Annotated in this window: 15 protein-coding genes and 1 tRNA gene; 13 read left to right on the forward strand and 3 right to left on the reverse strand. The window is 72.2% G+C overall.

Going from position 1 to position 24204, the window contains the following annotated elements; all coding sequences use genetic code 11:
• Nucleotides 1–61: 61 nt before the first annotated feature.
• The 11 genes from bldG (at nt 62) to ACFY9E_RS15380 (ending at nt 16333) form a co-directional block, all read left to right on the forward strand.
• Entirely contained in the window at nt 62–403 is a 342-nt protein-coding gene (gene bldG / locus ACFY9E_RS15330; protein WP_003991900.1) for an anti-sigma factor antagonist BldG, read from the forward strand.
• 121 nt (nt 404–524) lie between these two features.
• Nucleotides 525–950: an ATP-binding protein gene (locus ACFY9E_RS15335; RefSeq protein ID WP_390983412.1), complete on the forward strand. Its 426-nt coding sequence runs from the start codon at nt 525–527 to the stop codon at nt 948–950.
• A 274-nt stretch (nt 951–1224) separates the two neighbouring features.
• Nucleotides 1225–3630 (forward strand): sodium-translocating pyrophosphatase, encoded by a 2406-nt coding sequence (locus tag ACFY9E_RS15340; protein WP_390983415.1) that lies wholly within the window; start codon nt 1225–1227, stop codon nt 3628–3630.
• A gap of 193 nt (nt 3631–3823) precedes the next feature.
• Nucleotides 3824–4414 carry a small secreted protein gene (locus tag ACFY9E_RS15345; RefSeq protein WP_390983418.1) on the forward strand — a complete coding sequence of 197 codons (591 nt, stop codon included), beginning with the start codon at nt 3824–3826 and terminating at the stop codon, nt 4412–4414.
• Between the two features lie 181 nt (nt 4415–4595).
• Complete coding sequence (locus ACFY9E_RS15350; protein WP_390983421.1) at nt 4596–6125, forward strand: methyltransferase; 1530 nt, start codon at nt 4596–4598, stop codon at nt 6123–6125.
• A gap of 246 nt (nt 6126–6371) precedes the next feature.
• The gene (locus tag ACFY9E_RS15355; RefSeq protein ID WP_390983424.1) at nt 6372–6569 is read left to right on the forward strand and encodes a hypothetical protein; all 198 of its coding nucleotides are present in this window, start codon (nt 6372–6374) and stop codon (nt 6567–6569) included.
• A gap of 247 nt (nt 6570–6816) precedes the next feature.
• Nucleotides 6817–9648, forward strand: coding sequence for a type I DNA topoisomerase (gene topA / locus ACFY9E_RS15360; RefSeq protein WP_390983427.1), 2832 nt, complete (start codon nt 6817–6819; stop codon nt 9646–9648).
• A 154-nt stretch (nt 9649–9802) separates the two neighbouring features.
• On the forward strand, nt 9803–13063 hold the full coding sequence (gene tmk / locus ACFY9E_RS15365; RefSeq protein WP_390983430.1) for a dTMP kinase: 3261 nt from the start codon (nt 9803–9805) through the stop codon (nt 13061–13063).
• Between the two features lie 133 nt (nt 13064–13196).
• The gene (locus ACFY9E_RS15370) at nt 13197–14402 is read left to right on the forward strand and encodes a DNA polymerase III subunit delta' (RefSeq protein ID WP_390983433.1); all 1206 of its coding nucleotides are present in this window, start codon (nt 13197–13199) and stop codon (nt 14400–14402) included.
• A 124-nt stretch (nt 14403–14526) separates the two neighbouring features.
• Nucleotides 14527–16149, forward strand: a complete 1623-nt coding sequence (locus ACFY9E_RS15375) for an alpha/beta fold hydrolase (protein WP_390983436.1) — start codon at nt 14527–14529, stop codon at nt 16147–16149.
• A 107-nt stretch (nt 16150–16256) separates the two neighbouring features.
• Nucleotides 16257–16333 (forward strand) — tRNA-Thr (locus ACFY9E_RS15380).
• A gap of 47 nt (nt 16334–16380) precedes the next feature.
• Here the strand turns inward: ACFY9E_RS15380 and ACFY9E_RS15385 are convergent.
• Complete coding sequence (locus ACFY9E_RS15385) at nt 16381–17262, reverse strand: helix-turn-helix domain-containing protein (RefSeq protein WP_390983439.1); 882 nt, start codon at nt 17260–17262, stop codon at nt 16381–16383.
• A gap of 206 nt (nt 17263–17468) precedes the next feature.
• Between ACFY9E_RS15385 and ACFY9E_RS15390 the strand changes: the two genes are divergently transcribed.
• Nucleotides 17469–18362 carry a glycosyltransferase gene (locus ACFY9E_RS15390; RefSeq protein ID WP_390983442.1) on the forward strand — a complete coding sequence of 298 codons (894 nt, stop codon included), beginning with the start codon at nt 17469–17471 and terminating at the stop codon, nt 18360–18362.
• 333 nt (nt 18363–18695) lie between these two features.
• Nucleotides 18696–21638 carry a BTAD domain-containing putative transcriptional regulator gene (locus tag ACFY9E_RS15395; RefSeq protein ID WP_390983445.1) on the forward strand — a complete coding sequence of 981 codons (2943 nt, stop codon included), beginning with the start codon at nt 18696–18698 and terminating at the stop codon, nt 21636–21638.
• A gap of 24 nt (nt 21639–21662) precedes the next feature.
• Here ACFY9E_RS15395 and ACFY9E_RS15400 read toward each other — a convergent pair whose 3' ends face one another.
• Both ACFY9E_RS15400 and ACFY9E_RS15405 read right to left on the reverse strand, forming a co-directional pair.
• Entirely contained in the window at nt 21663–23369 is a 1707-nt protein-coding gene (locus ACFY9E_RS15400; RefSeq protein WP_390983447.1) for a bifunctional 3'-5' exonuclease/DNA polymerase, read from the reverse strand.
• Between the two features lie 51 nt (nt 23370–23420).
• Nucleotides 23421–24161, reverse strand: coding sequence for a Clp protease N-terminal domain-containing protein (locus tag ACFY9E_RS15405; protein ID WP_390983450.1), 741 nt, complete (start codon nt 24159–24161; stop codon nt 23421–23423).
• Nucleotides 24162–24204 lie beyond the last annotated feature (43 nt).

Below are 24204 nucleotides of genomic sequence, written 5' to 3' on the forward strand. Positions count from 1 at the left end.
CCAGGGGCTGAAGCCGAATGCCCCTAGGGCGACCGCTCGATAGCAAGGTGCTGGAGGATCCGTGGACCTGTCCCTGTCGACCGAAACCATGGGCGATCGCACGATCGTCAGGGTCGGTGGCGAAATCGACGTATATACCGCGCCCAAGCTGCGCGAGCAGTTGGTCGAGCTGGTGAACGACGGCAGTTTCCACCTTGTCGTCGACATGGAGGGCGTGGACTTCCTCGACTCCACCGGGCTCGGCGTACTGGTCGGCGGCCTGAAGCGTGTGCGGGCCCATGAGGGCTCCCTGCGCCTGGTCTGCAACCAGGAGCGCATTTTGAAGATCTTCCGCATCACCGGCCTCACCAAGGTGTTCCCGATTCACACCTCGGTCGAGGAAGCGGTTGCGGCCACCGACTGACACCGGTCCCGGGCCATGTGCCCGGGCCGGCCGGCATTCGGCAGAAGTGACAAGCGAGGGGGCCCGGGTTTCGCCGGCCCGGAGCCTCCCGACAGCACGCCCGTAGTTGCGAGGGGGATGCATGGCCACCGTTGAGCTCCGCTTCAGCGCGCTGCCCGAGCACGTCAGGACCGCCCGGCTGGTGGCGGCAGCGGTGGCGCGCAGGGCCGGAGTGGACGAGGCCGTCCTCGACGAGGTCAGGCTCGCCGTCGGCGAGGCGTGCACCCGAGCCGTCGGGCTGCACCAGACCGGCGGGATCTCGGCACCGGTGAAGGTGCTGTTGATCGAGGAGGAGAAGCAGTTCTCCATCGAGGTCGGCGACGAGGCCCCGCACGCGGTCTCCGGCGAGCGCGGACCCGGCGACTCCGACGGGGAGGCCGACGAGGACGAGATGGGCCTCGCGGTCATCAGTGGACTCGTCGACGACGTCGAGGTCAGCGCGGGCGAGCACGGCGGGCTGATCAAGATGACCTGGCCGACCACACCGCCGCCGACGATTCTGGTCTGACCCCGCCACCGCACACCCCGTTCTCGACGAAGGGCCCCACCCGTGGGGCCCTTCGTCATGTGCGGGTGTCAGTGCTCGCCTTTACAGTAGTTCCTGTGCCGTTCATCGCGTGAATTCGTTCACGATCATTCGCGCGCCCCGCGGCAGCCTCAGAATGCTTTCAGGGCATTACCTCGGAAGACCAATTCCGTTTATCGCGCTCTGTTTTGATCAGGTTCCGGTACCTACAATCCCGTCCACATCTTGAGCTCAGCCCAAGCGTCAAGGAGGACGAATGGCGGGGCTTTCCCTCTCACAACAGTCGGGCCATCCCACCGACCTCGCAGCCGCCGTACTGACCGATGGCAACCGCGTTCTCATCGTGGTCATCGCGGTCGTGGCACTGGCGGCACTGGCGGTCGCGGGCGTCCTGGTGCGCCAGGTACTCGCGGCCGGCGAGGGCACCGACAGCATGAAGAAGATCGCGGCAGCGGTCCAGGAAGGCGCGAACGCCTATCTGGCCCGTCAGCTGCGCACGCTCGGCGTATTCGCCGTGGTCGTGTTCTTCCTGCTCATGCTGCTGCCCGCGGACGACTGGAATCAGCGTGCCGGACGTTCGGTGTTCTTCCTGATCGGAGCGGCGTTCTCGGCAGCCACCGGCTATATCGGCATGTGGCTCGCCGTACGCAGCAATGTGCGTGTCGCCGCGGCGGCGCGTGAAGCCACCCCGGCTCAAGGCGAGCCGGAAAAGGATCTGACCACCGTCTCGCACAAGGCGATGAAGATCGCCTTTCGCACGGGCGGCGTGGTCGGCATGTTCACGGTGGGCCTCGGCCTGCTCGGCGCCTCCTGCGTGGTGCTGGTGTACGCGGCCGACGCGCCGAAGGTGCTCGAGGGCTTCGGCCTCGGAGCCGCGCTGATCGCGATGTTCATGCGTGTCGGCGGCGGCATCTTCACCAAGGCCGCCGACGTCGGCGCCGACCTGGTCGGCAAGGTCGAGCAGGGCATTCCGGAGGACGACCCGCGCAATGCCGCGACCATCGCCGACAACGTGGGCGACAACGTCGGCGACTGCGCGGGCATGGCGGCCGACCTCTTCGAGTCGTACGCCGTGACCCTCGTCGCCGCGCTGATCCTGGGCTCGGCCGCCTTCGGCGACGCCGGGCTCGGCTTCCCGCTGCTGGTGCCGGCGATCGGCGTGATCACCGCCATGATCGGCATCTTCGCGGTGGCGCCCAGGCGCGCCGACCGCAGCGGCATGAGCGCCATCAACCGCGGGTTCTTCATCTCCGCGGTGATCTCGCTGGTGCTGGTGGCGGTGGCCGTCTTCGTCTATCTGCCCGGGAAGTACTCCGAGCTCGACGGGGTCTCCGACACCGCGATCCTGGGCAAGGACGGCGACCCGCGGGTCCTCGCGCTGATCGCGGTGGCCATCGGCATCGTGCTCGCCGCCCTGATCCAGCAACTGACCGGCTATTTCACCGAGACCACCCGCCGCCCCGTCAGGGACATCGGCAAGAGCTCGCTCACCGGCCCGGCCACCGTCGTCCTCGCCGGTATCTCCGTCGGTCTCGAATCCGCCGTCTACACCGCCCTGTTGATCGGCCTCGGGGTGTACGGGGCGTTCCTGCTCGGCGGCACGTCCATCATGCTGGCGCTGTTCGCGGTGGCACTGGCCGGCACCGGTCTGCTCACCACGGTCGGTGTGATCGTCGCGATGGACACCTTCGGGCCGGTCTCCGACAACGCGCAGGGCATCGCGGAGATGTCCGGCGACGTCGAGGGTGCGGGCGCGCAGGTGCTCACCAACCTGGACGCGGTCGGCAACACCACCAAGGCGATCACCAAGGGCATCGCCATCGCCACGGCCGTGCTCGCGGCGGCGGCGCTGTTCGGGTCGTACCGCGACGCGATCTTCACCGGCGCGCGGGACGTGGGCGAGAAACTCAGCGGGGACGGCGCCCCGATGAGTCTGATGATGGACATCTCGCAGCCCAACAACCTCGTGGGTCTCATCGCCGGCGCGGCGGTCGTCTTCCTCTTCTCGGGACTGGCGATCAACGCCGTGTCGCGGTCGGCGGGTTCCGTGGTCTACGAGGTACGGCGGCAGTTCCGCGAGAAGCCCGGGATCATGGACTACACCGAGACTCCGGAGTACGGCAAGGTCGTCGACATCTGCACCAAGGACGCCCTGCGCGAGCTGGCAACCCCCGGTCTGCTGGCCGTGCTGGCGCCCATCTTCATCGGGTTCACGCTCGGCGTCGGCCCGCTCGGCGCGTTCCTGGCGGGCGCGATCGGCGCGGGCACGCTGATGGCGGTGTTCCTCGCCAACTCCGGTGGCGCCTGGGACAACGCCAAGAAACTCGTCGAGGACGGCCACCATGGAGGCAAGGGTGGCGAGGCCCACGCGGCGACCGTGATCGGCGACACCGTCGGCGACCCGTTCAAGGACACCGCCGGTCCCGCGATCAACCCGCTGCTGAAGGTCATGAACCTGGTGGCCCTGCTCATCGCGCCCGCGGTGATCAAGTTCTCCTACGGCCCGGACAAGAGCATCGGGGTGCGGATCCTGATCGCCGCCCTCGCGTTCGTCGTGATCGCCGGGGCGGTGTACGTGTCGAAGCGGCGAGGAATCGCCATGGGTGACGAAGACAACGCCGGGACGGAGCCCAAGTCGGCCGATCCGGCGGTGGTTTCGTAGGGAGGTCCTTCGAGCCCCGGCTCAAGGTGCGGGCGGGCGGCGCGCATTGACGCGTCGCCCGCCCGCTCTTTGTGGGTACACGATCACGCGTGAGCCTTCTCTCGCTTGGTGCAAAAGGTTACAAAATGGTCTTAATAGACGTTCGGCGTGCGGTTGCCGTGCATCCGGCGTGTATGTTCCGGGGCCGAGAGCCATGGAAGGGACCAAACCGGTGAACAAGAAGCTCGCGGCCGCACTGTCCGGCGGTGCGGTACTGGTACTGGCGCTGTCGGGCTGCGGCGGCGACGACGGCAACGACAAGCTGGACTCCTGGGCCAAGCAGGTCTGTGACGCCGTGCAGCCGCAGGCCAAGAAGATCGAGTCGGCCAATGCCGCGATCCAGAAGGAGACCTCCGACAACAGCACGCCGGAGGACGTCCAGAAGACCGACGCGCAGGCCTTCCAGGACATGTCCGACGCCTACAAGGCGATCGGAACCGCCGTGAACAAGGCCGGGGCGCCGGACGTCGAGAACGGCGAGAAGAAGCAGCAGGACGCGGTCAAGGAGCTCAACGCGATCTCCACCTCGTACGCCTCCCTGAAGAAGCAGGTCGACGGGCTCGACACCAAGGACCAGGGCAAGTTCGCCGACGGCCTGAAGGACATCGCCACCGAGCTGGACAAGCTGAGCCAGAGCGGGAACGACGCCCTCAGGAACCTGGAGGAGGGCGAGGTCGGCCAGGCCATGGCCCAGCAGTCCAGCTGCAAGGCGGCCACGGCGTCGGCGGGAGCCACCCAGAGCTGAGGGACCGAGCAGCACACGGCGGGGCGACGGGAGCACGACGGCTGACCCGGTGGTGACCGCACCGACGGCACTTGATGTAGCGGGTGGCACGCACGCGCCCGGCCGTACACGCGCAAGCGCCCGCGCGATACCCCGCGGCACGAGCACGTGCGACACCCGTAGCGGCGGCCACAATGGGGGCGTGAGTAACGCCAGCCAGTCACCCCTGCCCCCGCTGCCCGCCTCCGACCGCCCCGATGTCGCCGCCCGGCTCCGGGACGCCCTGCTCGCGGCCTCCTTCACCGCCGACGGACTGCTCGACCTGCTCGGCGCCCCCGCGTACGCGGCGCTGGCCCGGAGCGAGACCGTGCCCGCGCTCCGGGCGACCCGCGGCGACACGCCGCTGGAGATGCTCGTCCGGCTGTTCCTGCTCCAGCAGCCCGTGCCGCACGCGCGCGTGGCGGACGTCCTGCCCGTCGACGCCTGCCTGGAGAGCGGCTGGCTGGCCCCGGCCGGCGGGGACGAACTCGCCGCCACGGTGGATGTCCGGCCCTATGGCGGGCCCGGCGGCGAGGACTGGTTCATCGTCTCGGACCTCGGCTGCGCGGTCGGCGGCGCCGGCGGCATCGGCCGGCGTGAGGAAGGGGTCGTCCTCGGAGTCGGCGGCGCCTCCACGACCCTCGCCGGCATCACCGTCCGCACGCCCGTCGCGGCCGCGCTCGACCTCGGCACCGGCTCCGGCATCCAGGCCCTGCACGCGGCGCAGCACGCCACGCGCGTGGCGGCCACCGACCTCAACCCGCGTGCTCTGCACATCACCGCCCTCACGCTGGCGCTGTCCGGCGCGGCGGCCGCCGAGCTGCGCGAGGGATCCCTCTTCGAGCCGGTCCGGGCTGACGAGACGTTCGACCTGATCGTCTCGAACCCGCCCTTCGTGATCTCTCCCGGTGCGCGGCTCACCTACCGTGACGGCGGGATGGGCGGGGACGATCTGTGCCGCACGCTCGTTCACGGAGCGGGCGATCGCCTGAACGAGGGCGGGTTCGCGCAGTTCCTCGCCAACTGGCAGCACGTGGAAGGAGAGGACTGGCAGGACCGGCTCAGGTCATGGGTGCCCCAGGGCTGCGACGCGTGGATCGTGCAGCGCGAGGTGCAGGACATCAACCAGTACGCCGAGCTGTGGCTGCGTGACGCCGGCGATCACCAGGGCGACGCGGCGGAGTACCAGGCGCGGTACGACGCGTGGCTCGACGAGTTCGAGGCGCGCAAGGTGAAGGCCGTCGGCTTCGGCTGGATCACCCTGCGCAGGACGAGCGCGGCCGTGCCCTCGATCACCGTGGAGGAGTGGCCGCACCCGGTCGAGCAGCCGCTCGGTGACACGATCCGGGCCCACTTCGACCGGCTCGACCACCTGCGCGACCACGACGACGCCGCGCTGCTCGAAGGGCATTTCCGGCTCGCCGCGGAGGTCGTGCAGGAGCAGGTCGGGCTGCCGGGGGCCGAGGACCCCGAGCACGTCGTACTGCGCCAGAACCGCGGCATGCGCCGGGCGACCCGGGTGGACACGGTCGGCGCGGGCTTCGCGGGTGTCTGCGACGGCACGATGAGCGCGGGGCGCATCCTCGACGCCATCGCCCAGCTGATCGGGGAGGACCCGGTGCTGCTGCGTGACCGCACCCCGGCCCAGATCCGGCTGCTGGTCGAGCAGGGGTACCTGGAGCCGGTCCGCTGAGAGGGCGGCCGGGCCGGAGGAGATCCCTCGCCGAGAGCCGCTTCATCGGGTCCGCCGAGGAGGCTCGCCAACAAATTCGAGTCGATTTGGACACCTCGTCCGAGACGGTTCGTGAGGAACCGGACGCCCTTGATCCACCGCTGTGCCGCGCCCGTGTTCACCTCGGGTTCGCCTGCCCGCCGCCCGCGCGTGTCAGCCTCCCGGGGCTGACACGGGGCGGACAGGAGACAAGGGGCACGGCGGGCCATGGAGAGCGAACCGGCGATCTTCGCGGGAGTGGTGTTCTCCCTGTTCGGAGGCGGGCTGCTGGCGTGGACCGCGACCTGCGTGCGCCGGCGCAGGCCCGTCGCCCACGGGGTGAGCTCTGTCCCGTCGGCGACCCTCGCGGGGGTCGTCGCGGTGCTCGCCCTGGCGATCGGAACGTGGTGCTTCAGCCGCCTCTGAGGCTCCCACCGCGGACGTGTCCGCCGGTGACCGGGAGGTCGCACTCCGCACAGGGCCCGGCCTGCTCCGGGCACTCCGGGCGGCAGGATTGGTGGTAGTCGGGTTACCGTTCGAGTGGCCGTTGCGGGCTTTTCCCGTTTGACACGGGGGCGGGATGTACCGTCACACTCCGCAGCGTCACCACGTACCCCAGCCCCGGTAAGCGACTCCGGGGAGGCCCCAGCGTCGACCGGAGAGAAGAGCGAAGTTGTCCCCGACCAGCGAGACCGCGAAGGGCGGCCGCCGACTCGTCATCGTCGAGTCGCCTGCCAAGGCGAAGACGATCAAGGGCTATCTCGGTCCCGGATACATTGTCGAGGCGAGCGTCGGGCACATCCGCGACCTTCCCAACGGCGCCGCCGAGGTGCCCGAGAAGTACACCGGCGAGGTCCGCCGCCTCGGTGTGGACGTCGAACATGACTTCCAGCCGATCTATGTGGTCAACGCCGACAAGAAGGCGCAGGTCAAGAAGCTCAAGGACCTGCTGAAGGAGTCGGACGAACTCTTCCTCGCCACCGATGAGGACCGCGAGGGCGAGGCCATCGCCTGGCACCTCCAGGAGGTGCTCAAGCCCAAGGTCCCGGTCAAGCGGATGGTCTTCCACGAGATCACCAAGGCCGCGATCCAGGCCGCCGTGGCCAACCCGCGCGAGCTCAACCAGAAGCTCGTCGACGCCCAGGAGACCCGCCGCATCCTCGACCGCCTCTACGGCTACGAGGTCTCGCCGGTCCTGTGGAAGAAGGTCATGCCGCGGTTGTCCGCGGGCCGTGTCCAGTCGGTGGCCACACGACTCGTCGTGGAGCGGGAACGCGAGCGCATCGCGTTCCGTTCGGCTGAGTACTGGGACCTGACGGGCACCTTCGCGACCGGCCGCGCCGGAGACTCGTCGGACCCGTCGTCGCTGGTCGCGCGCCTGCAGACCGTCGACGGCAGGCGGGTCGCGCAGGGCCGCGACTTCGACTCCCTGGGACAACCGAAGAGCGCGAACACCCTCCACCTCGACGAGGCGAACGCCCGCGCCCTGGCCGCCGCGCTGGAGCAGACGCGGTTCGCCGTCCGCTCCGTCGAGTCCAAGCCGTACCGCCGCTCGCCGTACGCCCCGTTCCGTACGACGACGCTGCAGCAGGAGGCCAGCCGCAAGCTCGGCTTCGGCGCGAAGGCCACGATGCAGGTCGCGCAGAAGCTGTACGAGAACGGCTACATCACCTACATGCGTACGGACTCCACGACCCTGAGCGACACGGCGGTCTCCGCCGCCCGCGCCCAGGTCACGCAGCTGTACGGCGCCGACTACCTGCCGCCGCAGCCGAGGACGTACGCCGGGAAGGTCAAGAACGCGCAGGAGGCGCACGAGGCGATCCGCCCCTCGGGTGATCGTTTCCGCACTCCCGCCGAGACCGGACTGACCGGTGACCAGTTCAAGCTGTACGAGCTGATCTGGAAGCGGACCGTCGCCTCCCAGATGAAGGACGCCACCGGCAACAGCGTCACGGTGAAGATCGGCGGCACGGCGGCCGACGGCCGGGACGTCGAGTTCAGCGCGTCCGGCAAGACGATCACCTTCCACGGCTTCCTGAAGGCCTACGTCGAGGGTGCCGACGACCCGAACGCCGAGCTGGACGACCGCGAGCGCCGGCTGCCGCAGGTCTCCGAGGGTGACGCCCTGAGCGCCGAGGAGATCACGGTCGACGGGCACGCCACCAAGCCCCCGGCCCGCTACACCGAGGCGTCCCTGGTCAAGGAGCTCGAAGAGCGCGAGATCGGCCGTCCGTCGACGTACGCGTCGATCATCGGCACGATCCTCGACCGCGGCTACGTCTTCAAGAAGGGCACGGCCCTGGTGCCGTCCTTCCTGTCCTTCGCCGTGGTCAACCTCCTGGAGAAGCACTTCGGGCGGCTCGTCGACTACGACTTCACCGCCAAGATGGAGGACGACCTCGACCGCATCGCCCGCGGTGAGGCGCAGTCCGTGCCCTGGCTGAAGCGGTTCTACTTCGGTGAGGGCACGGTCAGCGGCGGCGCGGCCGACGCCGGCAACGGCGACGGGGACCACCTCGGCGGCCTCAAGGAGCTGGTGACGGACCTGGGCGCGATCGACGCACGTGAGGTGTCGTCGTTCCCGGTGGCCAACGACATCGTGCTGCGGGTCGGCCGCTACGGGCCCTACATCGAGCGCGGCGAGAAGGACACCGAGCAGCACCAGCGCGCCGACATCCCCGAGGACCTCGCGCCGGACGAGCTGACCGTCGACCTCGCGGAGGAGCTGCTCGCCAAGCCGAGCGGTGACTACGAGCTGGGCACGGACCCCGCCACCGGCCACACGATCGTCGCCAAGGACGGCCGCTACGGCCCGTATGTCACGGAGGTCCTCCCCGAGGGCACCCCGAAGACGGGCAAGAACGCGGTCAAGCCGCGCACGGCGTCCCTGTTCAAGACGATGTCCCTCGACACGGTGACCCTCGACGAGGCCCTCAAGCTGATGTCGCTGCCGCGTGTCGTCGGCGTCGACGCCGAGGGCCAGGAGATCACCGCGCAGAACGGCCGCTACGGCCCGTATCTGAAGAAGGGCACCGACTCGCGCTCGCTCCAGGCCGAGGAGCAGCTCTTCACGATCACGCTGGAGGAGGCGCTGGCGATCTACGCCCAGCCCAAGCAGCGTGGCCGGGCGGCCGCCAAGCCGCCGCTGAAGGAGCTGGGCACCGACCCGGTGAGCGAGAAGCCGGTCGTGGTCAAGGACGGCCGCTTCGGCCCGTACGTCACCGACGGGGAGACCAACGCGACCCTGCGCTCCGGCGACAGTGTCGAGGAGATCACTCCTGAGCGCGGTTTCGAGCTGCTCGCCGAGAAGCGCGCCAAGGGGCCGGCGAAGAAGACCGCGAAGAAGGCGGCCAAGAAGGCGCCGGCGAAGAAGACGACCACGGCCAAGAAGACCGCGGCGAAGAAGACCACGACCGCGAAGAAGACGACGGCGAAGAAGACCACCGCCGTGAAGAAGACGGCCGCCAAGACGGCGACGGCCGCCAAGTCCACGGAGGACTGAGGCCGTTCGAGCCCTGTTCGGAATCCGGACCACCGCGCCCGGATCTTCGCCCAGGGTTCGGAAAGCGAACGCCCCGGCAACACTTCGGTGTCGGGGCGTGCGCATGCCAGGCCGCGCCCTCCAGGGTGACGGTGGCTCCCGATAGGCTGAACGCATGACGCGAGCCGACCACCCAACGGCCCCTCAGCCCGCCCCCGACGATGCCCTGGTCGCGGACTCCCGCGAGCGTGCCGTCCGCGCCCTGCTGCGCCGTCCGCAGCTGAAGCGGTTGTGGAGCGCACAGCTCGTGGGGGGCGTAGGGGACACCCTCGCCCTTCTCGTGCTGGTCGTCCTCGCGCTCCAGGCGGCCGTCGCCGAAGGCTCGTTCGGGGGTGGCTACCGGGGCGTGGCGTTCGCAGTGGCGACCGTTTTCGGGGTGCGCATCCTCGCGACGCTCCTGTTCGGCGCCGTTCTGCTCGGCCCGCTCACCGCCCTCACCTCGCAGGACGGTCCCCTCGACCGCCGCTGGACCATGGTGGGCGCCGACGGGCTGCGCGCGGCGCTGCTCATCGTCGCGCCCCTGTGGATCGACTGGACGCCCGAGGACGCACTGGCCGTCCTTCTCGTCACGGCTTTCGTGACCGGGATCGCCGAGCGGTTCTGGACGGTGTGCCGCGAGAGCGCGGCCCCCGCGCTGCTGCCCGCCCCGCCGCCGGAGGGCGCGACGGTCCGGCCCCTGCCCGACCACATGGACGCCCTGCGCCGCCTGTCGCTGCGCACCGGCTTCGTGGCGATTCCCCTCGCGGCCGTCGCGCTGGTCGTGGCGTCCTTGTTCAACAACCTTCTCGGCGCCGGCATCGACTGGTTCGGCCAGCACCAGGCGGCCCTCGCCTCCTACGTGGCCGCCGGGCTCTTCGCCGCGTCCCTGTCCGTGCTGACCTTCCTGGAACTGCCCGGCACGCGCACCCCGCGCGCGCGGTCGCCGCTCGAGGGGCTGCGCCGCCCGAAGACCGGCACCGGCACCGACAAGGGCCGCACCGGCGCCATGCCACTGCTGGTCCTGGCCTGCGCCGCCGTCGCCGCGGCGGTGTCGGCCGCGGTCGCCGTCGCCGTGCTGCACGCCAAGGACCTGGGCGGCGGCCCGGTGCTCTACGGCCTGTTCGTGGCCGCGCTGACCGGCGGTGTCGTCGTCGGCATCCGCACGGCGCCCGCCCTCATGCCCGCCCTGTCCCGCCGCAGGCTGCTCGCGCTGACGATCGCCTTCACCGGTGTCGCCCTGCTGGCCGCCGGGCTGGTCCCGGACGTCACCACCGTGCTGCTGATCCTCGCGCTGGCCGGCGTCGGCGCGGGCATGTCCGCCAACATCGGCCACACCCTGCTCGACCAGGAGACCGAGGAGTACCGGCGGCCCCGCACGACGGAGCACCTGCACGCGGTCGTCCGGGTCTGCGTGGCGCTCGGCGCGGTGATCGCCCCGCTGGTGGCGGCGGCGATCGGCCCGCACCGGCTGGAGAGCGGCAAGTTCGTCTTCGCACACGGCGGCGCGGCCTTCATGCTGATGCTGGCCGGCGCCCTGCTGCTGCCGGTCGCCGCGCTGGTGCTGGCCAAGGTCGACGACCGTTCCGGCGTGCCCCTGAGGCAGGACCTGAAGGACGCGCTGCTCGGCGGCGACGACCCGGAGCCCGGAACCGCGGCTTCCGGCTTCTTCATCGCCCTGGAGGGCGGCGACGGGGCCGGCAAGTCCACGCAGGCCGAGGCGCTCGCCGAGTGGATCCGCGGCAAGGGCCACGAGGTCGTGCTGACACGCGAGCCGGGGGCGACGCCGGTCGGCAAGCGGCTGCGGTCGATCCTGCTGGACGTGTCGAGCGCGGGCCTGTCCCACCGCGCGGAGGCCCTGCTGTACGCGGCCGACCGGGCCGAGCACATCGACACCGTCGTACGGCCCGCCCTGGAGCGCGGCGCCGTCGTCATCTCCGACCGGTACATCGACTCGTCCGTCGCCTACCAGGGCGCCGGCCGCGACCTGTCGCCGACCGAGATCGCCCGCATCAACCGCTGGGCGACGAACGGGCTGGTGCCGCATCTGACCGTCCTGCTGGACGTCGCGCCGGAGACCGCCCGCGAGCGGTTCACCGAGGCGCCGGACCGGCTGGAGTCGGAGCCCGCCGAGTTCCACGCGCGCGTGCGGGCCGGATTCCTCACCCTGGCCGCGGCCGACGCCGGGCGGTACCTGGTGGTGGACGCCGGCCAGGAGCCCGAAGCCGTCACGACCGTCATCCGGCACCGGCTCGACCAGGTGCTGCCGCTGTCCGAGGCCGAGATCGAGGCCCGCGAGGAGGCGCGCAGGAAGGCCGAGGAGGAAGCCCGCCGCAAGGCCGAGGAAGAGGCCGCCCGCAAGGCCGAGGAGGAGCGCCTGGAGCGCGAGCGCCAGGAGCAGCTCGCCAAGCTGCGTGCCGAGGAGGAGGAGCGCAAGCGCCGCGAGCTGGAGGAGGCGCAGCGCCGCGAAGCCGAACGGCAGGCGGAGGAGGCCCGGCGCCGCGCCGAGGAAGCGCGCCGGAAGGCCGAGGAGGAGCGCGCCCGGCTCCTCGCGGAGGAGAAGGCCCGCGCCGAGGAGGAGGCCCGCCGCAAGGCCGAGGAGGAGCGTCGCCGCAAGCAGGCCGAGGAGGAGGCGCGCCTGCGTGCCGAGGCCGAGGCGCTCCGCCTGGAGAAGCAGCGCAAGGCCGAGCAGGCTCTGCTGCGGGCCGAGGAGGCACGGCGGCTCGCGGAGGCGGCGGCCGCCGCGGCCGAGGTCGGCCCCAAGAGCTCTGCCCCGAAGCGCGCCGCGGGTTCCGCGGCCCCGGCTCAGGACGCGGCGACCGTGCCGACGCCCGTGGTGGCCCCCGGTGGCACGGGTGACGACACGACGGTGCTGCGCCCGGTGCGGGACGCAGAGCGTGGTGCCGACCGGACCTCCGGTGAATCCGAGGCGGAGGTGACCGCCGAGCTGCCGAAGCCGCCGGTTCCGCCGGCCGGTGACCAGACCGAGGTGCTGCCGCAGGTGCGCGACCGGGACGCCGGTGCGGCCGACGAGACGGCGGTGCTGCCCCCGGTCCGCCCGGACGCCGAGGAGACGGCGGTGCTGCCCCCGGTCCGGCCGGGCGACGCCGAGGAGACGGCCGTACTCCCGCCGGTGCGCGGGGACGAACCGGCGGATCGGGTACCGCCCGGGTACTTCCGCGAGGACGCCCCGGCCGCCCGCCCCGACGGCACCGAGGACCGGACGCGGGAGATGCCCCAGGTCGACGCCGACGGGACGCCGCGCCGCCGCCGGTCCGACTGGGCCGAGGAGACGCCGCTGGACGACCTGCCCTCGCTGGCGGACGAGCTGCTCGGACCGCACGACGACGCGCCGGACGAGGGGCGCGGACGCCGGGGCAGGGGCGGCCGGGGGCGCTGACGCCTCCGGCGGACGGACGCGGGAGCCCGGACTCCGCCACCGCGGGGCCGGGCGGGGGCGGCAGGCGTTGTCACCGGTCGCCCCCACAATGGATCTCGCAAACGCAGTACGTGACGGAAGGGCGGCGTGACCCATGACCGTGTGGGACGACCTCGTCGGGCAGGAGAGGGTGAGCGAGCAGCTGGCCGCCGCCGCTCGGGACGCCGACGCCCTGGTCACCGCGGCCACCACCGGCACCCCGCCGCCCGAGGCGTCGAAGATGACGCACGCGTGGCTGTTCACGGGCCCTCCGGGGGCCGGGCGCAACCAGGCGGCGCGGGCGTTCGCGGCGGCGCTCCAGTGCGTCAGCCCGGACCGCGCCCTCGGCGGCTCCCCGGGCTGCGGCTTCTGCGACGGCTGCCACACGGCGCTGATCGGCACGCACGCCGACGTCACCACCGTCGCCGCCGTCGGCACGCAGATCCTCGCCGACGACATGCGCGACACCGTCCGCAAGTCGTTCACCTCGCCGGCGACCGGCCGCTGGCAGATCATCCTCGTCGAGGACGCCGAGCGGCTGAACGAGAAGTCGGCCAACGCCGTCCTCAAGGCCGTCGAGGAGCCCGCTCCGCGCACGGTCTGGCTGCTGTGCGCCCCCTCCATCGAGGACGTCCTGCCGACCATCCGCTCCCGGTGCCGCCACCTGAACCTGAGCACGCCCAGGGTCGACGCCGTCGCCGACATGCTCGTCCGCCGCGAGGGCATCGAGCCGGACGTCGCCGCGGCGGCGGCCCGCGCGACCCAGGGCCATGTCGACCGGGCGCGTCGCCTGGCCACCGACCCGGCCGCGCGGGAGCGCCGAGCCGCCGTGCTCAGGCTGCCGCTGCGCGTCGAGGACGTCGGCGGTGCGCTCAAGGCCGCCCAGGAGCTCGTCGACGCGGCCGCCGAGGACGCCAAGCAGCTCGCGGAGGAGACGGACTCCAAGGAGACAGACGAGCTGAAGGCCGCACTCGGCGCTGTCCAGGGCGGGCGCATGCCCCGCGGCACCGCGGGCGTGATGAAGGACTTGGAGGACAAGCAGAAGCGCCGCAGAACGCGCACGCAGCGTGACAGCCTCGACCTGGCCCTGACCGATCTCACGGCCTTCTACCGCGACGTCCTCGCCCTCCAGCTCGGCTCGCGCGTGGCCATCGCCAACGCCGATGCCGAGGACGCCCTGGAGCGTCTCGCCCGCTCCGGTTCCCCGGAGTCCACCCTCCGCCGCATCGAGGCGATCGCCGCCTGCCGCGACGCCCTCGACCGCAATGTGGCGCCGCTGCTCGCGGTGGAGGCGATGACGATGGCGCTCAGAGCGGGCTGAGGGGCCGGCAGGGCGAGAGCGCCGGCCGCCGCACGAGCCGCACACCGGGTTGACGCCGTCACTCGTACGAGGCACGGCGTGCACGCAGGGCACTCAATCCGTCGCCCAGAGTTACGCTCGCTGGATGTACACACGGCGCATCCCCCGCTCCGCCTCCGACTCCGGCGGTGTCCACCGCAGGACACGAAACCGGGCCAAGACCGCCGCCGGTCTCCTCGCCACGGCCGCGCTGCTCGTCTCCGCGTGCTCCTCCGGGAGCGCGACGACGTCCTCCGCCTCCGCGGCGGCGGAGGCGGCGCTGGTCGCGCTGCCGAAGGCCACCCCCGCGGCGCTCTCGTCGTACTACGGGCAGAAGCCGGCCTGGCGCGGCTGCGGCGTCCCGGGCTTCGAGTGCGCCACCCTCAAGGCGCCGCTGGACTACGCCAAGCCGTCCTCCGGCGACATCCGTCTCGCCGTCACCCGCAAGAAGGCCACCGGCCCGGGCAAGCGGCTGGGCTCGCTGCTCGTGAACCCCGGCGGGCCGGGCGGCTCGGCGATCGGCTACGTGCAGGCGTACGCGGGCATCGGCTACCCGGCCGAGGTGCGTGCCCGCTACGACATGGTGGCGGTGGACCCGCGCGGCGTGGCCCGCAGCGAGCCCGTCGAGTGCCTGGACGGGCCGGCCATGGACACGTACACGCAGACGGACACCACACCCGACGACGGGAAGGAGGCGGACGGGCTGGTCACGGCGTACCGGACGTTCGCCGAGGGCTGCGGCGCGGACGCCCCCCGGCTGCTGCGCCATGTGTCCACCGTGGAGGCGGCCCGGGACATGGACATCGTGCGGGCGGCGCTCGGCGACAAGAAGCTGAACTTCGTCGGCGCCTCGTACGGCACCTTCCTGGGGGCGACGTACGCCGGGCTCTTCCCGGACCGGGCGGGCCGGCTGGTGCTGGACGGCGCGATGGACCCGTCGCTGCCGGCCCGGCGGCTGAACCTCGAACAGACGGCGGGGTTCGAGACGGCGTTCCGGTCGTTCGCGAAGGACTGCGTGCGGCAGACGGACTGCCCGCTGGGCGGCAAGGGCTCCTCGCCCGAGCAAGTGGGCAAGAACCTCAAGGCGTTCTTCGACAAGCTGGACGCCCGCCCCGCCGCCGCCGGCGCCGCCGGCGGCCGCAAGCTCACCGAGTCGCTCGCCACGACCGGCGTGATCGCGGCCATGTACGACGAGGGCTCGTGGGAGCAGCTGCGCGAGGCGCTGACGACCGCGATGAAGGAGAACGACGGCTCCGGACTCCTCGCCCTGTCCGACGGCTACTACGAGCGGGACGCCGACGGCGCCTACAGCAACCTGATGTTCGCCAACGCGGCGGTGAACTGCCTGGACCTGCCACCCTCCTTCGCCACCCCCGAGGAGGTGCGCAGGGCACTGCCCGAGTTCGAGAAGGCGTCGCCGGTCTTCGGTGAGGGCCTGGCGTGGTCCGCCCTGAACTGTGCGTACTGGCCGGTGCACGCCACGGGCGAGCCGCACCGCATCGAGGCGAAGGGCGCGGCGCCCATCGTCGTGGTCGGCACGACCCGGGACCCCGCGACCCCGTACCGCTGGGCGCGGGCCCTGGCCGGTCAGCTCTCCTCGGGGCGCCTGCTCACCTACGAGGGCGACGGCCACACGGCCTACGGCCGCGGCAGCTCCTGCATCGACCGGACGATCAACGCCTACCTCCTGCGCGGCACCCCGCCCACGGACGGAAAGCGCTGCTCATAGCCCTGATCCCAGCCCCGGAAGGCCCGCCTCCTGGGCTGGTGCGGAGCACCCTCGGAAACTGTGTAGACTTACCGTCGTTGCTGATCGCACCATGGTGCGGACAGCGCGCCGCCTTAGCTCAGATGGCCAGAGCAACGCACTCGTAATGCGTAGGTCTCGGGTTCGAATCCCGAAGGCGGCTCCACTGAAACCCCAGGCCGGACGCAATCCAGCCTGGGGTTTTCGCGTGGTTCAGCGGGTGCTTTCCCGCTCCACAGGAAGCCACAGCTCGGCGTCGGCCTGCGTGCCGTCGTCGGACAGGCGGGTGCGGAGGATTTCCGGGCCGGGGCGGGTGCGATAGGGGTTGGACGGGAACCACTCGGTGAACACGTCGCGCCAGAGTTCCTGGATGGCCTCGGGGGCCGGGCCCGACGTGGTGAAGACCGCCCAGGTGCCCGGCGGGACCGGGAGCGTGGTGGTGCCCTCGGGTGCCGGGGCCGGGGCGGGGTCCGAGGTGATCACGGCCTGGTAGTAGTCGAGTTCCGTGCCCTCCGCACGGCTCGGGTCCAGGTCGTCGCAGACCGCGACGATGCCCCGCGGCTCCTGGTCGGACAGTTTCCCCAGGTGTTCCACAGCCGGCTTGTCGAGGCCGCGGACGAAGTCGATGATCGCCTGGTTCGGGCCGGAGTGGATGAGCGGGACCCGGGCCTTGAAGCCCGTGACGGTGAAGCCCGGGCGGTCGATGACGCGGTAATGCATGCTGCTGCTCCCTTCGACGGTGAGGCGGAAGGTCAACCGGGGCTGGGAGACGAGCGCGGCGCCGGTGCGCCGGGCCTCGCCCGGGCCCACGCCGTGCATCGCGCGGAACGCCCGCGCGAACGCCTCGCCCGAGCCGTAGCCGTAGCGGACCGCGATCTCCAGCAGTGTCGCGTCCCCCGACAGCACCTCCGCGCCCGCGACCGTCAGCCGACGGCGGCGGATGTACTCCGACAGGGGCATGCCTGCCAGGGCGGAGAACATGCGGCGCAGGTGGTACTCCGAGGTGTACGCCGTGCGCGCCAGGTCCGCTGCGTCGACGGTTCGGTCGAGGTTCCGTTCGATCCGGTCCATCGCCTGGTTGAGCCGGTCCAGCACGTCCGGTCTCCTTCCTTTTCGTGCCCTCACGCTAGGCAGCGCGGGTCCCGCCGCACCCGACATCCCGTGCCCGCTCCGGTCGGGTGCCGCCTGCGCTGATCGGCGCAGGCGAACCGCCGTCGGGCAGGCGTACGCGAGTCGTCCCTGCCGTGAACGGCTAGCATCGCCCGTCGACCCGTCAGTTGCCGACCGGATGAGGTGAGGACATGGGGGCGCCCAGGATCGCCGTCGCCGTGGTGACGATGGGCAACCGGCCCGAAGAGGTCGACGCCCTGCTGGAGTCCGTGGCCAAGCAGGACGTGCCGCCCGAGCGGATCGTCATCGTCGGCAACGGCTGCCCGCTGCCCGACTTCGCCCGGCGGCTGTCGCTGCCCGGCGAGGTCACCGCCGTCGAGCTCGACGAGAACGTCGGCTGTCCCGGCGGCCGCAACGCGGCCCTGGCGCGGCTGCGCGAGTTCGGCGACATCGACGTCGTGGTGGACCTGGACGACGACGGTCTGCTCGTCGACCCCGATGTGCTGCGCCGGGTGCGCGACCTGTACGCCGCCGACGAGCGGCTCGGCATCGTCGGCTTCCGTATCGTCGACGAGCTCGGTGAGACGCAGCAGCGGCACGTGCCGCGGATCGGCAACGCGGAGCCCGGCCGGGGCGGTTACGTCACCGGCTTCCTCGGCGGTGGGCACGCGCTGCGCATGGCGATGCTCGACGAGATCGGCGACTGGCCCGCCGAGTTCTTCTTCGCGCACGAGGAGACCGACCTCGCGTGGCGCGCGGTGGATGCCGGGTGGCGGATCCTGTACGCGCCGGAGCTGCTGCTGCGGCATCCGAAGACCTCGCCCGCCCGGCACGCCATCTACTACCGGGTGAACGCCCGCAACCGGGTCTGGCTGGCCCGTCGCCGGCTTCCGCTCCTGCTCGTCCCGGTCCATCTGGGCGTGTGGGTGCTGCTCACCCTGGCCCGGAACCGGTCGGGCGCCGGGCTGCGCGCGTGGTGCGGCGGATTCGTGGAAGGCGTACGGGAGCCGGCGGGGGAGCGGCGGCCCATGCGGTGGCGGACGGTGTGGCGGCTCACCCGGCTGGGGCGGCCGCCCGTCATCTGACGTGCCGGGGAGAAGGAGAGGCCCCGGCCGTTCACCTCCGCCGACCGGGACCCGGACCCGGCCGCGGCGGCGACACTCCCCCGAGTTGCGCGTCCAGACGCGCGTACCGCCGGGCCAGATCCGATGGAGTGATCACATCAGGCTTTGCCAACCGATCGCTAACATGTGGCCAACGGTTCGCCGTTGGGTCGTCCGCCGATTGGCCTGAAGTCGCCGAACCGAGGTCCGGGAGGGCCGGGACGGCGGCCGATCCCGGTGGAGCCGACGAAGGTCGAGGTGGCGGGAATCCGACGCCCAGGGGTGGAAACGCGTCAAGGCGGGGGGCACGGGGGTATGCGGTTCGGGCTGCTGGGGCCGCCGGCGCTGTTCTCCGACGACCGGGGCGGCGGCCGGGGTGAAGCCCGGGTCGTCGCGAGCCCCAAGTCCCGTGTCCTGCTGGCCGCGTTGCTCCTCGACGCCGGGCGGGTCGTCTCCGTCGATTCGCTCAAGGACGCCCTGTGGGGCGGGGCACCGCCCGTTTCCGCCCAGGCCTCGCTGCACAATCACATCGCCCGGGTGCGGCGGCTGCTCGACGATCCCGAGCGGCTGCGCACCGTGCCGTCCGGGTATGTGCTGCGGCTCGACGAGGGTGAGCTAGACGTCCACGTCTTCGACGCCCACGTCACCGCGGCGCGTGCCGCGCACACCGGCCGGGACTGGGAGCGCGTCGTGCGCGAGTGCGAGGCCGCGCTCGCCCTGTGGCGTGGCGCGCCGCTGGCCGGACTGCCGTCCGAGGTGGGCGGGTACGCCTTCGCGCAGCGGTTGTGCGAGGCCCGGCTGCTGATTCTGGAGTGGCGCTACGACGCCGAGCTGGCACTGGGCGGCCCGCGGGTGCACGAGCTGGTGCCGGAGCTTGCCGCGTTGACCGGCGAGTATCCGCTTCGGGAGGTGTTCCACCGGCATCTGATGCTGGCCCTGTACCGCACCGGCCGGCAGGCCGAGGCCCTGGCCGTCCACCGCGACCTGCGCACCCGCCTCGTCGGCCAACTCGGCATCGAGCCGGGGCCGGGGGTGCGGGAGGCGCATGTGGAAGTGCTGCGGGGAGCTGTGGGGGAGGGTGGTTCGGCGCAGCCCCGTGAACCGGGACCCTCGCCCGCCCAACTGCCTCCGCCACCGCTCCACTTCGTCGGACGCACCGCCGTGCGCGATTGCCTGTGCCGTGTTCTCACGGCACCCGATCCGCACCCCACCGTCGTCATCAGCGGTATGGCCGGTGTCGGCAAGAGCGCGCTCGCGCTGCATGTCGCCCATCAGTTGGCGAAACGTTTCCCCGATGGGCAGCTCCACCTCGACCTGCACGGCGCCACCCCGGGCATGACCCCCCTCACCCCCGGTCAGGCGCTCACCGCCCTGCTGCGTGACCTCGGCACCGAACCCTGCCGCATCCCGGAACACGTGGACGCGGCCTCCGCGTTGCTGCGCTCGCTGCTCGCGCCGACCCGGACGCTCCTGGTGCTGGACGACGCCGCGAGCGCCGCACAGGTACGGCCGCTGCTGCCGGGTGGCACCGGATGCGCGGTGATCGTCACCAGCCGGTCGCCGCTGACCGCCCTCGACGGCGCGGCCCGGTTCCCACTCGCCCCGCTGTCGGACGAGGAAAGCGCCGAGCTTCTGCGCGCCGCCTCCGGCCGCGACGGCCTGGACGGCACGGACGCCGCCCGCCTCCTCGTCCAGCTCACCGGCCGTCTCCCGCTGGCCCTGCGCGTCGTCGCCGCGCGACTCGCCGCCCGCCGGGCCCTGACCCCCGACGTCCTCGCCGGACAACTGGCCGCCGCTGACGGACGGTTGCACCATCTGGACTACGACGACCTGAGCGTTCGGCGCTCCCTGGCCGTCGCCTACGACGCGCTCGCCGCCTCCGGGCGCGAGGCCGACCGGGACGCGGCCCGCACCCTGCGCCGCATCGGCTCGCTCGACCTGCCCGCGTACGGCGCCCCTCTGCTCGCCCGCCTCACCGGTATCGGCGAACCCCGCACCGAGGCCGCCCTGGACCGCCTCCTCGACGTGGCCCTGCTGGAGGAGACCACGTACGGCCACTGGGCACCGCACGGCCTGGTGCGCGACTTCGCCCGTGAACTGGCCGGAGAGCCGGACGCCGGCGACATCGTCGACACGGCACTGCACTGGTACGCCGCCGTCGCCGAGCGCGTCCTCGTCGCCATCGTCGAGCCCGGCCCCGACCAGGACGACCGCCGTCGCCCCACCGCGAGCCGGCCGAGCGGCCACGCGGCCCACCTCGGCACCGTCGCCCCCTTCGCCGGCCCCGAGGAGGCCTTCGCCTGGGGCGACAGGGAGCTGGAGAACGTCGTCACCCTGGTCCAGCGGTACGCGGACGACCCCTCCGCGCGGCGGGCGGGCCTGGTCTGCACGCTCGTCCGGCTGATCGTCCCCTACGCGCATAGACGAGGCCGCGTCGCCGAGATGGAGGTGCTCGGGCGGGCCGGCCTCCGGGTGGCGCGGCGGCTCGGTGACGCGGCGGCGGAGGCGTACGCGCTGGTCGACCTCGCCGGGCTGCACTTCCTCACCGGCCGGCAGAACGAGGCCCTCGCCCTCAACGACCTCGCGCTCGCCATCTGGCGCCGGCTGGACCACCCCTCCTGGATCCGCCGCTGTCTCAACAACCGCGGCCTGCTGCTGGACGGGCTCGGCCGGGCCACCGAGGCGGGCGAGGCGCTGGCACGGAGCCTGGAGTACGCACGCCGGCTGAACGACCCGTACGGCGAGGCCGTCACCCACAGCCACCTCGGCAACCTCATCGAGCACACCGATCCGCGGGCCGCGATCGAGCGGCACCGGCGTTCGCTCGCCCTCGGGAACGAGATCGGCGCCGTCATCGTGCGGCACTCCGCGCACTGCAACATCGGGTACGCGCATCTGCGGCTCGGTGAACCGGCCGCCGCGCTCCCGCACTTCGAGGAGAGCCTGCGCATCCTCGGCGGCCACGGCGACTGGCACGGCGAGTCCCGCACCCGGCTCGGCCTGGTGCGCGCGCTGCGGCTGCTGGGCCTCGGCCGCAGGGCCGCCCGCGAGTGCGCCGAGCTGCTCGGCCGGGCCGACGCCCGCGCCGACCACTACACCGGCGCGCTCGCCCGCCACCAGCACGGTCTGCTGCTGCGCGAGCGCGGGCACCTCGGCCGGGCTCGCGAGGAGTGGTGCTCGGCTCTCGCGGCGCTGGAGGGGACGGACGAACGGGCGGTGGTCACCGAACTGCGTGAGCTGCTGGCGTCCCCCGCCTGATCACTCGCCTGATCACTCGCCTGATCACTTGGCGTCCGCGTAGCACTCGACCACCGCCGTGGTGAACGGGAACCTGACCGGCGTCTCACCGAAGGTCAGCCGCCCGGCCAGGGCCGCCGCCTCGCGGATCGCCGCGACGACCGCCTCCGTCTCCTCCTCGGGGCAGTGCACGATCACCTCGTCGTGCTGGAAGAAGACCAGCTCGGCCGCCAGCTCCGCGCAGCTCTTGCGCAGCGCGGCGAGCAGCAGCAGCGCCCAGTCGGCGGCGCTGCCCTGGACGACGAAGTTGCGGGCGAAGCGACCGCGGGCACGGGCGTTGGTGGAGGCGTAGCCCGGCACCCACGGGGCGCCGGTGCCGGGCTGGTCGCCGTCCTCGGGGGCGACGGAGGCGGAGGGGATGCCGGCTTCCTCGGTCGCGTCGTCCGTCCCCCGGGCCGCGGGCGGGCAGGTCCGGCCGAGCCACGTCCGCACGAGCCGGCCCTCCTCACCGGCCCGGGCCGCGTCGTCGACGTAGGCCACCGCTGTGGGGAAGCGGCGTCTGAGCGCGGCGAGGTTCTTCAGGCCGTCGCCGGAGGTCTGGCCGTAGACCGCGCCGAGCACGGCGAGTTTGGCCTGGGCGCGGTCACCGGAGAAGGCGCGGTCGGAGACGGACTGGTACAGGTCGCTCTCCCGGCCGGCCACCTCCATCAGGCCCGGGTCGCGAGAGATCGCCGCGAGGACGCGCGGTTCCATCTGGTCGGCGTCGGCGACGACGAGCCGCCAGCCGGGGTCGGCTACCACCGCCCGCCGGATCACCTTGGGGATCTGGAGTCCGCCCCCGCCGTTGGTGACCCAGCGCCCGGTGACCGTGCCGCCCGCGAGGAACTCGGGCCGGAAGCGGCCCTCGCGGACCCAGTCCTGGAGCCAGGACCAGCCGTGGGCCACCCAGATGCGGTACAGCTTCTTGTACTCGATGAGGGGCTTCACGGCAGGGTGGTCGACCGACTCGAGTTCCCAGCGGCGGGTCGAGGAGACCTTGACACCGGCCTGGGAGAAAGCCTTGACCACGTCGGCGGGCAGGTCGGGCCGGACCCGTCTGCCGAACGCGGCGGACACCTCGTCGGCCAGCTCGGCCAGCCGGCGTGGCTCGCCGCCGCCCGCGTACCGCTCGCCCAGCAGGTCGTGCAGCAGCGCGCGGTGCACCTCGGCGCTCCAGGGCAGCCCGGCGCGGTTCATCTCGGCGGCCACCAGCGTGCCCGCCGACTCGGCGGCCGTCAGCAGCCGCATGCGGTCGGGGTGCTCGGCGCTCTCGTGCCGCCGCTGCTGCTCGGCGTAGACGGCGAGGAGGTCCGGCAGGGGCAGGTGGACGCCCTGGGGTTCGAACAGGGAGGACTGGGAGCCCGGCTCGGCCGACCGCTGCGGCGGATCGGGTGGTACGGGGCCGCCGCGCAGCCGGGCCAGGGCGGCCGCGGCCGAGCGTGGCTCCCCGTACCGCCCCTCGTGGCCGAGGAGGAGGGTCTCGGCGGCCTCTATGTCGTAGCACCGCTCGACTCGCACCCCCGCGGCGAGCAGGCGCGGGTAGACCTCGGCGGTGGACCGCCAGACCCAGCGTGAGACGCCGGGACGGCTCCGGACGGCCTCGGCGGGATCCGCCTCCCGCCGCACCGGGCCGGAGGGCAGCCCGTCCGGACCGAGGGGGGCGATGTCCGCGCCGCCGTCCTCGGCCGGAGCGAGCGCCCACCGGTCGGCCATGCTGCGAGTGTGCCAGGGGGGTCTGACAACGCCCTGCCGGCGCAGGCCCCGTCAGGACTCGTCCAGCACCTGCCTCTGCGCCTGCACGATCTTCTCCAGCACCGCCGCGACGTACCGCTCGGTCCGCTCCTTGTCGACGCCGAGGCCGCTGAGGACGCCCTCGCCGTTCTCGTGCTCCAGCAGGGCGAGCAGGATGTGTTCGGTGCCGATGTAGTTGTGGCCCAGGCGCAGGGCCTCGCGGAAGGTGAGCTCCAGGACCTTCTTGGCGGCCTGGCCGTACGGCACCAGCTCCGGGACCTCGTCGACGGCGGGCGGGAGAGCCGCCGTCGCCGCCTCGCGGACCGCGTCGAGGGAGACGCCCTGCTCGACGATCGCCTTCGCGGCGAGGCCCTCGGGCTCGGCCAGCAGTCCGAGGACGAGGTGCTCGGGCACGCCCTCGGCGTTGCGCGCGGCCTTGGACTCGTTGTGGGCGGTCATGACCACGTTCCGCGCCCGCACCGTGTAGCGGCTGAAGCCCTGGCTGGGGTCGAGGTCGGCCGACTCCTTCGGCACGAACCGCTTCTGGGCGGCCTGCCGGGTGACGCCCATGCTCTTGCCGATGTCGGTCCAGGACGCGCCGGACCGCCGGGCCTGGTCGACGAAGTGGCCGATCAGATGGTCGGCCACGTCGCCCAGGTGGTCCGCGGCGATCACCGCGTCCTGGAGCTGGTCCAGCGGCTCCTCGTGCACCTTCTTGATGGCCGCGATGAGGTCGTCGAGACGGATGGATGACGTGGTGTCGGGGTTCGTCATGTGTCAACCGTAGGTTGCACCCCTCTGACTGTCAACCTCGGGT

Origin of the sequence: Streptomyces sp. NPDC012466 (genome assembly GCF_042955215.1) — a bacterium.
Lineage (GTDB): Bacteria > Actinomycetota > Actinomycetes > Streptomycetales > Streptomycetaceae > Streptomyces.

What these genes read in the sequence shown, in the direction of transcription:
- ACFY9E_RS15395 (WP_390983445.1), top strand. Translation starts at nt 18,696, where the DNA reads ATGCGGTTCGGGCTGCTGGGGCCGCCGGCGCTGTTCTCCGACGACCGG.
- ACFY9E_RS15390 (WP_390983442.1), top strand. Translation starts at nt 17,469, where the DNA reads ATGGGGGCGCCCAGGATCGCCGTCGCCGTGGTGACGATGGGCAACCGG.
- ACFY9E_RS15335 (WP_390983412.1), top strand. Translation starts at nt 525, where the DNA reads ATGGCCACCGTTGAGCTCCGCTTCAGCGCGCTGCCCGAGCACGTCAGG.
- ACFY9E_RS15405 (WP_390983450.1), bottom strand. Translation starts at nt 24,161, where the DNA reads ATGACGAACCCCGACACCACGTCATCCATCCGTCTCGACGACCTCATC.
- ACFY9E_RS15375 (WP_390983436.1), top strand. Translation starts at nt 14,527, where the DNA reads ATGTACACACGGCGCATCCCCCGCTCCGCCTCCGACTCCGGCGGTGTC.
- ACFY9E_RS15370 (WP_390983433.1), top strand. Translation starts at nt 13,197, where the DNA reads ATGACCGTGTGGGACGACCTCGTCGGGCAGGAGAGGGTGAGCGAGCAG.
- ACFY9E_RS15355 (WP_390983424.1), top strand. Translation starts at nt 6,372, where the DNA reads ATGGAGAGCGAACCGGCGATCTTCGCGGGAGTGGTGTTCTCCCTGTTC.
- ACFY9E_RS15400 (WP_390983447.1), bottom strand. Translation starts at nt 23,369, where the DNA reads ATGGCCGACCGGTGGGCGCTCGCTCCGGCCGAGGACGGCGGCGCGGAC.
- ACFY9E_RS15345 (WP_390983418.1), top strand. Translation starts at nt 3,824, where the DNA reads ATGGAAGGGACCAAACCGGTGAACAAGAAGCTCGCGGCCGCACTGTCC.
- tmk (WP_390983430.1), top strand. Translation starts at nt 9,803, where the DNA reads ATGACGCGAGCCGACCACCCAACGGCCCCTCAGCCCGCCCCCGACGAT.
- ACFY9E_RS15340 (WP_390983415.1), top strand. Translation starts at nt 1,225, where the DNA reads ATGGCGGGGCTTTCCCTCTCACAACAGTCGGGCCATCCCACCGACCTC.